General features: G+C 73.5%; 11 protein-coding genes. 2 read left to right on the forward strand and 9 right to left on the reverse strand.

Going from position 1 to position 12,544, the window contains the following annotated elements:
• From topA to ACI6PP_RS21335, 7 genes are all read right to left on the reverse strand, one after another.
• Positions 1-1,345, reverse strand: a 1,345-nt coding sequence (gene topA / locus ACI6PP_RS21305; RefSeq protein WP_421113714.1) for a type I DNA topoisomerase, incomplete at its 3' end; no start/stop codon positions are given.
• 174 nt (positions 1,346-1,519) lie between these two features.
• The gene (locus ACI6PP_RS21310) at positions 1,520-2,107 is read right to left on the reverse strand and encodes a hypothetical protein (RefSeq protein WP_421113715.1); all 588 of its coding nucleotides are present in this window, start codon (positions 2,105-2,107) and stop codon (positions 1,520-1,522) included.
• Positions 2,108-2,141: 34 nt separating this feature from the next.
• Positions 2,142-3,902, reverse strand: a complete 1,761-nt coding sequence (locus ACI6PP_RS21315) for a hypothetical protein (RefSeq protein WP_421113716.1) — start codon at positions 3,900-3,902, stop codon at positions 2,142-2,144.
• Positions 3,903-3,958: 56 nt separating this feature from the next.
• Complete coding sequence (locus ACI6PP_RS21320) at positions 3,959-5,428, reverse strand: DUF7059 domain-containing protein (RefSeq protein WP_421113717.1); 1,470 nt, start codon at positions 5,426-5,428, stop codon at positions 3,959-3,961.
• Between the two features lie 22 nt (positions 5,429-5,450).
• Positions 5,451-7,985: a sodium-translocating pyrophosphatase gene (locus tag ACI6PP_RS21325; protein ID WP_421113718.1), complete on the reverse strand. Its 2,535-nt coding sequence runs from the start codon at positions 7,983-7,985 to the stop codon at positions 5,451-5,453.
• A gap of 145 nt (positions 7,986-8,130) precedes the next feature.
• Entirely contained in the window at positions 8,131-8,574 is a 444-nt protein-coding gene (locus ACI6PP_RS21330; RefSeq protein ID WP_421113719.1) for an ATP-binding protein, read from the reverse strand.
• A complete protein-coding gene (locus ACI6PP_RS21335) occupies positions 8,574-8,912 on the reverse strand; it encodes an STAS domain-containing protein (RefSeq protein ID WP_421113720.1) in 339 nt (112 codons plus the stop codon). Before ACI6PP_RS21335 ends, ACI6PP_RS21330 begins: the two co-directional genes overlap by 1 nt.
• Before the next feature lie 151 nt (positions 8,913-9,063).
• Here ACI6PP_RS21335 and ACI6PP_RS21340 point away from each other — a divergent pair, with 151 nt between their 5' ends.
• Both ACI6PP_RS21340 and ACI6PP_RS21345 read left to right on the forward strand, forming a co-directional pair.
• Positions 9,064-11,409, forward strand: coding sequence for a DEAD/DEAH box helicase (locus tag ACI6PP_RS21340; RefSeq protein WP_421113721.1), 2,346 nt, complete (start codon positions 9,064-9,066; stop codon positions 11,407-11,409).
• A gap of 15 nt (positions 11,410-11,424) precedes the next feature.
• Positions 11,425-11,754, forward strand: a complete 330-nt coding sequence (locus ACI6PP_RS21345; RefSeq protein ID WP_421113722.1) for a hypothetical protein — start codon at positions 11,425-11,427, stop codon at positions 11,752-11,754.
• Here the strand turns inward: ACI6PP_RS21345 and ACI6PP_RS21350 are convergent.
• Positions 11,751-12,110: an Rv3654c family TadE-like protein gene (locus ACI6PP_RS21350; RefSeq protein WP_421113723.1), complete on the reverse strand. Its 360-nt coding sequence runs from the start codon at positions 12,108-12,110 to the stop codon at positions 11,751-11,753. The two genes, ACI6PP_RS21345 and ACI6PP_RS21350, sit on opposite strands and share 4 nt — an antisense overlap.
• The coding region (locus tag ACI6PP_RS21355) for a TadE family type IV pilus minor pilin (protein WP_421113724.1) at positions 12,107-12,544 on the reverse strand (438 nt) is incomplete at its 5' end. The genes ACI6PP_RS21355 and ACI6PP_RS21350, both read right to left, overlap by 4 nt.

The following is a 12,544-nucleotide window of genomic DNA, read 5'->3' on the forward strand; positions in this document are numbered from 1 at the left end:
AGGCCTTGAGGAAGCCGTGGAACGTGATGGTGCGGCCGCTGGCGGTGAACTCGCAGTCCTCGCCGCCGCTCGCGGTGGCACCGAGCCGGACGGTGACGGTGTTGCCGCGCGCGTCGGGCATCTGCGAGGCGACGGTGCGCATCCAGATCAGCTCGTACAGGCGGAACTCGTCGCCGTTGAGGCCCGTCTGCGCCGGGGTCGCGAAGGTCTCGCCGGCGGGGCGGATCGCCTCGTGCGCCTCCTGCGCGTTCTTGACCTTGCTGGCGTAGACGCGCGGCGAGGCGGGGAGGTACTCCGACCCGTAGAGCTCGCGCACCTGGGTGCGGGCCGCGTCGACCGCGGTCTGGCTCAGCGTGGTGGAGTCGGTGCGCATGTAGGTGATGTGGCCGTTCTCGTACAGCCGCTGCGCGATCTGCATCGTGCGCTGCGAGCCGTAGCCCAGCTTGCGCGAGGCCTCCTGCTGCAGCGTCGTGGTGCGGAACGGCGCGTACGGCTTGCGCGTGTACGGCTTGGACTCCACCGAGCGGACCTGGAACGACTGGTCGCGCAGCCCGGCGGCCAGCGCCCCGGCGCGCTCGGCGTCGAGGTGGACCACCTCGCCCTTGGCCTGCTTGATCGAGCCGGTCGAGTCGAAGTCGCGACCCTGGGCGACGCGGGCGCCGTCGACGCTGAGCAGGCGGGCCGGGAACTGCGGCGGCTGCTTGGCCTGCCCGGCGTCGAAGACGGCCTCGAGGTCCCAGTACGCGGCGGTGCGGAACGCGATGCGGTCGCGCTCCTTGTCGACGACCAGGCGGGTGGCGACGGACTGGACGCGTCCGGCCGACAGCCCGCTCATCACCTTCTTCCACAGCACGGGGCTGACCTCGTAGCCGTAGAGGCGGTCGAGGATGCGGCGCGTCTCCTGGGCGTCGACGAGGTGCTCGTCGAGCTCGCGGGTGTTCTCCACCGCGTGCAGGATCGCGGCCGGGGTGATCTCGTGGAACACCATCCGCTTGACGGGCACCTTGGGCTTGAGCTCGTCGAGGAGGTGCCACGCGATGGCCTCGCCCTCGCGGTCCTCGTCGGTGGCCAGCAGGAGCTCGTCGGCGTCCTTGAGCAGCTTCTTCAGCTTCGAGATGTGCTGCTTCTTGTCGGCGGGCACCACGTAGACGGGCTCGAAGTCGTTGTCGATGTCGACGCCGAGCCGCGCCCAGGGCTCGCCCTTGTACTTGGCGGGCACCTCGGCGGCGTTGTGCGGGAGGTCGCGGATGTGGCCGATCGACGACTCGACGACGTAGCCCGAACCGAGGTACCCCGCGATCTTGCGGGCCTTGGCGGGCGACTCGACGATGACGAGTGCGGTCACAGCAGTACTCCTGGGTCGTGCGGGGGTGGCGCGGGGTGCGGGCTCAGATCGCCTGGTGAAGGTGTGCCACTACCCCATCCGGCGGACCGCCAAGGCGATCCGCGGTCACCGTAACGCGTGCCGTCAAGCGACGCAGTGGTGCCGGCCGCGCTCGGCGCGCCGGGCAGGACCGCTCTACCGCCCGGCGCCCCAGTCGCCGGCCACGTCGACGGTGCCCCGCTCGCTGCGGGGCGCCCAGGTGGCGCGGACGCCGATGCCCAGCTCGCCGAGGCGGGTCTTCTGGAAGGGGGACGACACGTCGTCGGTGCGGGCCGTGCTCGACGCGGCGTCGAACTCCGCGGCCACCTCGGCCGGCAGACCGAGCTCGTCCAGGAGGTCGCCGAGCAGGGCCACCGTCGCCTCGCGGCCCATCCCGGCGGTGGTCACGCCGAACGACCAGCGCTCGGGCCGGTCGGGCCCGAAGGCCTTGAAGTCGACCAGCGTGGCGTCCGGGACGGTGAGGGTCCGGTCCTGCGGCAGGAGCAGGCTGACGTCCCGGGGCTCGCGGGTCTGGTAGACCGCGGCGCTCTTGCCGTCGGCGCGACCGAAGGCCTCGGCCGAGGGCACGACCCGCAGGTCCCACGTCTCGGTGCCGCCGTCGACGCTGCGGGCGCTCGCCGACGGCGCGTCCGAGGCGCGGTCGTCGTCGCCCACGCTCACCACGCCGCACCCCGCGACCGCGAGCACGAGCGCGGGCACCAGAACCCACCTGCGCAGCCCCATGCGGCACCTCCTTGTTCGCGAACGCTACCGGTGGTCACCACGCGCGCAGCTCCACGTCGACGTCGGTCAGCGTGCCGAGGATGTCGTCCCACTGCTCGGAGAGCCGCTGGTCGTCGATCCGGTCGCGGACGTCCGTGGTGAGGATGTCCTCGACCTGGTCGGGGTGGTTCTCGACGAGGTCGAGGTAGGCCGGGAGGGTGTCGTTCTCGATCAGGTCCCAGCGGGTGTCGAAGTCGGCGATGTTGCCGGTGGGGATGTTGGTGTGGACGGTGCCGCCCTGCACGCCCGGCAGCGGGCTGGTGTCGATGTCGACGTCGGCGCCGTGGAGCTCGCCGAGGGACTCCGCCCCGGGGATGGACGGCGTCCCGATCAGGCCCAGGCCGTAGGTGAACAGCTCGCCGGTGGGGTCGTGGTCGCGCATCGCGTCGTAGTCGTCGGCGATCGTGTAGCGCTGCTCGCGGTACAGCAGGGCCTCGTTGCCGGCGTTGATCAGCTCGGTGTCGCCCGTGCGGCGGCCCTCGTCGATGTCGCGCCAGGCCTGCATCGCCTCGTCGCCGTTGGCGGTGCCCTCGTCGAGCAGCCCCGCGGCCTGCAGCTCCTCGATCGAGCCCAGCCCGCCCTCGAGGTAGGCCTCGTGCATCATCGAGGCGTCGTAGAAGATGTCCTTCTGCATCGTCAGGAACGTCTCCTGGTAGAACGCCAGCTCCTCGTCGCTCATCTGGGCCAGCTCGTCCAGGCCGTAGGGCAGGACGTCGCCGGGCGACATCGGGAACGGCATGTCGGGGAACGCCCCGTCGACACCCTGGGCGAGGTCGCGGATCATGTCGATGTCCTCGAACCCGCCCGCGAAGGACGGCCCGATCATCGAGGCCATGCCGGCCCACCGCATGTAGGGGTTCTGCAGGTACAGCTGGGCGTAGTACTCGTAGGACGCCTCGTAGTGGTCCGACACCGCCGCGGCGCCGTTGGTCACGTCCCAGGTGGTGAGGTCGATGCCGGCGTCCTCGGCGGCCTTGCTGACGTAGTACTGACGCAGCAGCTCGGCGAACACCGTGGGCTCCAGGCCCATGCGACGCAGCACGTCCAGCTGCTCACCCATCTCGCTCGACGGCGTGCCGAGCGGCGGCGGGGCGGCGAACTCGTCGAGCCTGCCCTCGCGCTCGAGCCGCTCGCGCAGCTGCTGGAGCTCTGCGTCGGTGAGCTCGATGCCCGGGTAGTCGACCAGGACGAACCCGGGGAGGGCGCCGTCGAGGTAGAGCGTGCGGATGGTGGCGTCCGTGGGGCCCGCGCCGAGGAGCCGGGCGACGTCGTCGCCGCTGCGGTCGACCTCGTCGACGGCCTGGGTGTGCAGCCGGTCGAGCTCGCGGACCAGCTCGGCCCGCGCCGCGCTGACGGCGTGCTGGTGGCCCTCCTCGATGCCCCGTCGCTCGGCGGCGTCCGCCCCGGGGGGCACCTCGGGGTCGGCCACGCCGAAGCCCTGGCTCTGGGCGACGAACCAGCGCCAGTTCAGCCCGCTGACCGTGGACTCGAAGGTGCGCACGGCCCCGGCCCACGAGGTCAGGCAGCCGCTCGCGACGAGCCCGGCGCCACCGAGGTCGCGGGCCGTGGCCACGGCGGGCGTGCCGACGTCGGCGACGGGCTGCTCGATCGATCCCTGCGCCTGCGTGGCGGCGCCCTGCGCACGGGCGACGACGTCGTCCGCGACGCCCGTGAAGGTGGTGCGGGTGCCCAGGAGGTCGGCCGACAGCTCCTCGAGCGTGCCGACGTCGGCGTCGTGCATCGGGTACGGGGGCATGCCCTCACCTCGTCTCCTGGTCGCTCCGGTTCACCCGAGGGTAGGTGCCGAGGGGGTCAGGACAGGTAGCCCTCGTCGACCAGCTCGCGGACCACCGGCACGTACGTGGAGCGCAGCGTGGGGGCGTCGGCGTCGGTGAGGGTGGCGAGCGCGTCGAGCACCTGCCCGACGGTGAGGTCGCCGTCGAGCGCGCCGACCAGGGCGGCCTCGACCGTGTCGACCTGACGGGCGCGGCGCACGCCGTCGGGCAGGCGGAGCACGATCGTCGACGGGTCCTCGGCGCCCGGCTCGCCCACGCTCTCCTGCGCCAGGCCGGGCGCGCGGACGAGGTGCGCGGCGAGCACCTCGTCGTCGGTGCTGCCCGCCATCAGGTCCGTGCGCTCGCCCCACGCGTGCACGTGCCCGCCGAGCGGCGGCACGACCTCGTACGGCCACTGCTCGACCCGCACCTGCGGGCGGTCGCGTCCCGCCGCGCGCAGGCTCAGCCAGCCGAAGCCGACGGCCTCGATGCGCTCGGCCTCGAACCACGACAGCCACGCGTCGTAGCGCGCCGTCCAGGCGGGAGTGCCGCGCAGACCGGCGTCGGCCAGCCACATCTCGACGTACGTCGCGGGGTCGACGGCCTCGCGCTCGAGCACCCACGCGTCGCAGCCGCCCGGGGCGAGCCAGCCCTCGATCCGCTCCTGCCAGGGCTCATCCTCGCGGTGCACCCAGTTGGCGAGCACCTGGCACCAGCCGCCGGGGTTGAGGTGCTCGGGCGCGCCGGTGACGATGCGGCGCACCACCTCGTCCCCGGGCAGTCCGGAGTCGCGGTAGACCAGCTTCTGGTCGGTGGCCGGCGAGATGACGAACGGCGGGTTGGTGACGAGCAGGTCGAACCGCTCCCCCGCCACCGGCGCGAGCAGGTCGCCCTCGCGGACGTCGTGCGCCAGGCCGTTCAGCTCCGCGGTGAGCCGCGCCATCGTGACGGCGCGCGGGTTGAGGTCGGTGCCGACCACGCGGTCGACGTGGGACGACAGGTGCAGCGACTGCACGCCGCACCCGGTGCCGAGGTCGAGCGCGGACGCGACGGGCTCGCGCACCGTCAGCTGGGCCAGGGACGACGACGCCTCGGAGATGCCGAGCACCCAGTCCGGCGCGACGCGACGCTCGTCGCCGTCGAGGCCCGGCGTCAGGTCCGAGACCACCCACCAGTCGTGGTCCTCGTCGCCGTACGGGCGGACGTCGACCCGCGCGCGCACCTCGTCCCCGGACCGCTCGACCATCCCGGCGGACGCGAGGGCGTCGACCTGGCCGCCGAGCGCGGCGGCGGCGGCGGACGCGTCCACCGGCCGCTGCAGGGAGAACAGCCGGGTGAGGGTCGCGAGGGGCGACCCGTCGCCGGTGCGACGCGCGGCGGGCGTCGTCTCGTTGCGCTGCAGGGCACGGTGCGCGTCCGGACCCAGCAGGGCCCCCACGGCGTCGACGGTGAAGTCGGCGGCCGTGAGGGCCTCGCGGAGACGGGCGACCTGGTCGGGGGCGAGCATCCCCCGACCCTAGGCGTCGCGGCTAGTCGCGGACGGTGGCGTCCTTCTCCAGGTCGACGCGGTCCTCGGCGTCGCCGCCGGCGGTCCGGCGGTCGTCGTCGACGACACCGGGGTCGGCGGCCACGGCGTTGCCGGTGCCCGAGCCGGGGTTCGGCGCCTGCGCCGCGGCGATGTCGGCGTCGTCGGCGATGGCCGTCGGGCGACGCTTGGAGATGTAGACCGCGATGACGATGATCAGCGCCGAGCCGCCGGCGATCGAGTAGCGCAGCGCCGGGTTGTCGCCGGGGCCGTAGCTCATCGTCACGACGGCCGGGGCGATGAGCAGGGCCACCAGGTTCATCACCTTGAGCAGCGGGTTGATCGCCGGGCCGGCGGTGTCCTTGAACGGGTCGCCGACGGTGTCGCCGATGATCGTGGCCTCGTGGGCCGGCGAGCCCTTGCCGCCGTGGTTGCCGTCCTCGACGAGCTTCTTGGCGTTGTCCCAGGCGCCGCCGGAGTTGGCCAGGAACACGGCCATCAGGGTGCCCGCACCGATCGCGCCGGCGAGGTAGCACCCCAGGGGCCCGATGCCGAGGCCGAACCCGACCGCGATGGGCGCCAGCAGCGCCAGGATGCCCGGCGTCGCGAGCTCGCGCAGCGAGTCCTTGGTGCAGATGTCGACGACCTTGCCGTACTCCGGACGCGCGGTGCCCTCCATGATCCCCGGGATGTCGCGGAACTGGCGGCGCACCTCGTACACGACGGCGCCGGCCGCGCGTCCGACCGCGCTGACCGCGAGGCCGGAGAACAGGAACACCACGGCCGCGCCGAGGATCAGGCCGACGAGGTTGCTCGGGTCGCCGACGTTGAGCACGCCCTGCAGGCTCAGGACGTCGGCCTGCTCGAGGCCCTGGCCGAGCGCGGTGAGCGACGCCTGGTCGGAGGCGGCGTCGGTGAGGATGCCGGAGAACGCGGTGCGGATGCCGTCGGACAGCGAGCCGAACAGCGCCGTCGCGGCGAGCACCGCCGTCGCGATCGCGATGCCCTTGGTGATGGCCTTGGTGGTGTTGCCGACGGCGTCGAGCTCGGTGAGGATCTGCGCACCCTCCTCGTCGACGTCGCCCGACATCTCGGCGATGCCCTGCGCGTTGTCGCTGACGGGGCCGAAGGTGTCCATCGCGACGATGACGCCGACCGTGGTGAGCAGGCCGCAGCCGGCGAGCGCGACGGCGAACAGCGAGACGACGATCGAGCCGCTGCCCAGCAGGAACGCACCGTAGACGGCGGCACCGATGACCAGGGCGGTGTAGACGGCCGACTCGAAGCCGACCGAGATGCCCGACAGGATGACGGTGGCCGCGCCGGTGAGCGAGGTCTTGCCGACGTCCTGCACCGGACGCGTCTCGGTGCCGGTGAAGTAGCCGGTGAGGGCGAGGATGACGGCGGCCAGCACGATGCCGATGAGCACGGCGATGGCGGCGATGAACGCGGGGTTGCCGTCCAGGCCGGCAGTGGAGGGGTCGCCGTAGAACTGCGCGACGATCGGGTTGGCGTCGCTCTCGGTGCCGAAGCTCAGGCCGGCGAAGGACGTCGGCAGGAACAGGAAGGCCGCCGCGGTGCAGGCGATCGCCGAGACGATGGCCGAGATGTAGAAGGAGCGGTTGATCGTCGTCAGGCCGTTCTCACCGGCCCGGGGACGCGTGATGTAGACGCCGAGGATGGCGGTGAGCGCACCGATGGCGGGCACGATCAGCGGGAACACCAGACCCTCCTCGCCGAAGGCGACCGATCCGAGGATCAGCGCGGCGACGAGCGTCACGGCGTACGACTCGAACAGGTCGGCGGCCATGCCCGCGCAGTCACCGACGTTGTCGCCCACGTTGTCGGCGATCGTGGCGGCGTTGCGGGGGTCGTCCTCGGGGATGTTCTGCTCGACCTTGCCGACGAGGTCGGCGCCGACGTCGGCGGCCTTGGTGAAGATGCCGCCGCCGACGCGCATGAACATCGCGAGCAGCGCCGCGCCGAAGCCGAAGCCCTCGAGGACGCTGGGCGCGTCGCCCTTGTAGATCAGCACGACGACCGACGCGCCGATCAGGCCGAGGCCCACCGTCGACATGCCGACGGTGCCGCCGGTGCGGAACGCGATGCGCATCGCGGGGTCGCGTCCCTCGTTCTGCGCGGCGGCCGCGACGCGGACGTTGGCCCGCACCGCGAGCCACATGCCGAGGTACCCGATGACGGCGGAGAAGCCGGCGCCGAGGAGGAAGAAGATCGAGCGGCCGATCTTGATGTCCCAGGCGCCGGGCAGCAGGAAGAGCAGGGCGAAGGCGAGGACCACGAAGATCGCGAGGGTCTTGAACTGCCGGCTCAGGTAGGCCGACGCCCCCTCCTGCACGGCGAGGCCGATCTCCTGCATCTTCTCGGTGCCCTCGCCCGCGGCGAGCACCTGGCTCCGGAACAGCGCGGCCATCACGAGGCAGACCACGCCCACCGCGGCCACGACCGTGACGTAGATCAGGTTCGTGGTGGAGACGGGCAGGTCCGCGGAGGCGGCCAGGAGGACGTCGGCCTGAGCCATGGTGAGAGTTCCTCTCGTCGGCGCGGGGACGCCAACGACCGGCGCGCCCGAGCGGCATGGGTGCAGGCGACACTCAACCAGCCTGTGATCCGCGGCACAACAGTGGGTGCGGCGCGCCTCGCGACCGGTCCGACGCGCGTCCGGGTCAGGCGGTGGGCGCGGGCGTCGGGGCCCAGTGCATCGCGAGCGTGGTGCCCGTCGGGCCCTGGCTCACGTCGAGGCTGTCGGCCACGCCGCCCACCACCGCGACCGCGTCGACCAGGTAGATGCCCTCGGCCGCGAGGACGGCCGGGTCGCCCGACTCGTCGTGCAGCGTGACGAGCGGCGCCCCGCCGTCGGACGCCTCGGCGTCGGTGACCCGGACGTCGAGGCCGGTCTCGTCGCCGACGAGCTCGACGACGACCTGCTCGTCGATGCCGCCGTCGAGGTGCGTCAGGACGGCCCGTCCGCAGGCCTCGCCCACCGCCAGGCGCACGTCGTCGACGACGGGCTCGGCGTAGCCGCGGGCGCGGGCCATCGCCACCGCGACCAGGCGCGCGACGCGGACGTTCGCGGGGTCGGCGGCGATGCTGAGCCGGACGGGCGGCACTAGTGGGAGGAGACCGCGGCGTCGACGGTGTCGTAGATGCCGAAGACCTTCGTGAGGCCGGTGATCCGGAAGATCTTGAGCAGGCGGTCCTGCGTGCAGACGATGTCGAGGCTGCCGTTGTGCGAGCGGACCCGCTTGAGGCCGCCGACGAGCACGCCCAGCCCGGTGGAGTCGAGGAACTCGACGCGCTCGACGTCGATCACCAGCTGGTGGCGGCCCTTCGCGACCAGGTCGACGAGGGCCTCGCGCAGGCGGGGCGCGGTGTAGACGTCGATCTCGCCCGCGACCTCGATGACCTCGAACTCACCCTGGCTCCTCGCGTTCAGGGACAGGTCCACGTGGGTCTCCTCACGACTACGGGGCGGTGGGGCTGGTGCGGGACGGCGCGGCGCCATTCAACCACGGCCGGATCGGACCCCGCGAGGGATCGGGGGGAGCAGACCCCAGAGACGGCGGGCGTCGTCGGCGCTGCGTGGCAGAGTGGGACGGGTGCCGGCCGACCCGATCGAGACGCTGCTGCGCCTCGCGGACGTGCCCGGTCGCGAGGGGCGCCTGCGTCACGTCGCCCACGTGCCCGAGCGGCCCGCGGTGCACGCCGCGTGGCCCGGGTGGGTCGACGACCGGGTGGTGACGGCCCTGCGCTCGCGCGGCGTCACGCACCCCTGGGCGCACCAGGCCGAGGCGGCCGACCTCGCGTGGTCCGGCGAGAACGTCGTCGTCTCCACCGGCACCGCGTCCGGCAAGTCGCTGGCCTACCAGCTGCCGGCGCTCACCACGCTGCTCGCCGGTCGCACCGGAGGGGCGTTCGACCGCGGCCCCACCGTCCTGTACCTCGCGCCCACCAAGGCGCTCGCCCACGACCAGGCCGCCGGGCTGCGCGACCTGCTCGACCACGTCGAGCACGCCAACGCCGTGCGGGTGTCGCCGGTCGACGGCGACAACTCGCGCGAGGAGCGGCAGTGGGCGCGCGACCACGCCAACTACGTCGTCACGAACCCCGACCTGCTGCACCGCACGATCCTGCCCGGCCACGAGCGGTGGGGACGGCTGCTGCGCGGGCTGCGCTACGTCGTCGTCGACGAGTGCCACCACTACCGCGGCGTGTTCGGCTCGCACGTCGCCCACGTCCTGCGGCGGCTGCGCCGCGTCGCCGCCCACCACGGCGCGTCGCCGGTCTTCGTCCTCGCCTCGGCCACGCAGGCCGAGCCGCGGGAGACCGCCGAGCGCCTCACCGGTCTGCCCGTGCGGGCCGTCGAGGACGACGGGTCGCCGCGCGGGCCGTCCGCGGTGGCGCTGTGGGAGCCGCCGCTGCGCGAGGGCGGCGGCGAGAACGACGCCCCCGTACGACGCCCGGCCACCACCGAGACCGCCGAGCTGCTCGCCGACCTCGTCCTCGCGGGCGTGCGCACGCTCGCCTTCATCCGGTCGCGCCGCGGGTCCGAGCAGGTGGCGGTCTCGGCGTCGCGCTTCGTCTCCGAGGTCGACGAGGACCTCTCGCGGCGGATCCAGGCCTACCGGGGCGGGTACCTGCCCGAGGACCGCCGGGCGATCGAGTCCGCGTTCCGCGACGGCAGCCTGGTGGGGCTCTCGAGCACCAACGCGCTCGAGCTGGGCATCGACATCTCCGGTCTCGACGCCGTGCTCACCGCCGGGTTCCCCGGCACCCGCGCCGCGCTGTGGCAGCAGTTCGGGCGGGCCGGCCGCACCGGCGGAGAGGCGCTCGGGGTCTTCGTGGCCCGCGACGACCCCCTCGACACCTACCTCGTCTCGCACCCCGAGGCACTGATCGGCGCTCCTCTGGAGACCACCGTCTTCGACCCGTCCAACCCCTACGTGATCGGTCCGCACCTCGCGGCCGCCGCGCAGGAGGTGCCGCTCACCGAGGACGACCTCGACCTGTTCGGACCCGGCGCCCGCGAGGGCGTCGAGGCGCTCACCGAGGCCGGATGGCTGCGGCGCCGACCCAAGGGGTGGTTCTGGACGCGCCGCGAGCGCGCCAGCGACCTCGCCGACATCCGCTCCACCGGCGGCTCGCCGGTGCAGATCGTCGACGCCCGCACGGGGCGGCTGCTCGGCACCGTCGACGCCGCGTCGGCGCACTCGGGCGTCCACACCGGTGCGGTGCACCTGCACCGGGGCGAGCTGTACGTGGTCGAGGACTTCGACCACGTCGACGGCGTGGCCTCGGTGCGGCGCGACGACCCCGACTACACGACCACCGCCCGCGAGGTCACCGACGTCCAGATCGTGCACGAGCTGGAGTCCGCCCCGATCGGCGACGTCGGGACGATCGCGTTCGGCACCGTCGACGTCACCTCCCAGGTGGTGGCGTTCCTGCGCCGCCGAGTCGGCAGCGGCGAGGTGCTGGGCGAGGAGCCGCTCGACCTCCCGTCACGCACCCTGCGCACCAGCGCGGTCTGGTGGACGATCCCCGACGACGTGCTCGCCGCCGACGGCTGGACCGGCACCGACCTGCCGGGCGCCGCGCACGCCGCCGAGCACGCCTCCATCGGCCTGATGCCCCTGCTCGCGGTCTGCGACCGCTGGGACATCGGCGGGCTCTCGACCGCCCACCACCCCGACACCGGCACGCTCACCGTCTTCGTCCACGACGGCCACCCCGGGGGCGCCGGCTTCGCCCGCCGCGGCTACGAGCAGGCCGAGCACTGGCTCGGCACCACGCTCGAGGCGATCCAGGCATGCCCGTGCGTCGAGGGCTGCCCGTCGTGCGTCCAGTCGCCCAAGTGCGGCAACGGCAACCAGCCGCTCAGCAAGTCCGGTGCGGTGGCGCTACTGTCTCGATTGCTGACCTGCGACGACGGCGCCGCGGGCTGATCCCCAGGGGGAATGATGGTCGTCCTCGGCGTCCTGCTCGTCGTGGTCGTCGTGGTGATCGCGGTCAGCATCATCATCGGTGGCCAGGACCCGGTGTCCTTCACGCTGCTCGGCATCTCCTTCGACTCCACCGCCGGCTACCTCTACATCCTGGGCCTGCTGTCGGTGGTCGTCGCGGTGCTCGGTCTGCTGCTCGTGCTGCGCGGCATGAAGCGCCAGCGTCACCTCCGCAAGGAGAACAAGACCCTGAAGAAGGAGGTGCGCCAGGCCCACGAGCCCGAGCGCACCGCCTCGCCCGCCAGCACCGACGACCACTTCGACTCCACGCCGCGCGAGCACCCCTAGCCGTCCACGGCGTGGTCGGACGGGGCCGCCCTGGCGGTGCGCTCGACCGACCACCGCCGGCCCAGCACCCGCGGTGAGCGCCCGTCGACGGCGACCGTGGCCACCGAGGCGACCATCTGGCAGCGCACCAGCCTGGCGCCGTTGAGCCGCGCGACCTCGGCGGCCGACTCGCACCCCTCGCCCCCGGTCTCGGCCGCCTGGGACGCCGCCAGCGCGGCGAGGTCGGCGGCGGCCGTCACGCGGTGCTTGACGGCCAGCAGCCCGGCCGCCTGCACGGCGACCAGCGCGACCGCGGCGAGCGCGACGCAGACCGTGGCCGCGTGCACCGTGCCCGACCCCCGCTCGCCCCGCCTCACGACCGCTCCGCCTCGGACGAGTCGGGGCCGCCCTCGGTGGCCGACACCGACGACGCCCTGAGCCTCACGCCCGCGGCGTCGGCGAGCAGCGGCAGGTCGAGACCCCGTCGGACGGAGACGACGACCTCGGTGGTGCCGGCGCCGCGGAGGACCTGCACCCGGGCGCCGTCGGGAGCATCGCGACGGACCCGGGCGACGACCTCGCGCTCCCCGTCGCCCCGGGCCACCGACCGGGCGCCCTCGCGCGCGGCGTCGACCAGGCGCACCTGGGTGACGCCGAGTCCCACCACCCACACGAGCAGCCCGGCCACGACCAGCACGAACGGCAGCACCACCGCCGTCTCGGCGGTGACCATGCCGCGGTCGGGCCGCAGGGGCGGCCGAGGCGCCCAGGGACGGGTCCCCGACGGGCGACGGGCGTCGGTCATGGCGGC

Origin of the sequence: Solicola agrisoli (assembly GCF_049059935.1) — a bacterium.
GTDB lineage: Bacteria > Actinomycetota > Actinomycetes > Propionibacteriales > Nocardioidaceae > JAURVT01.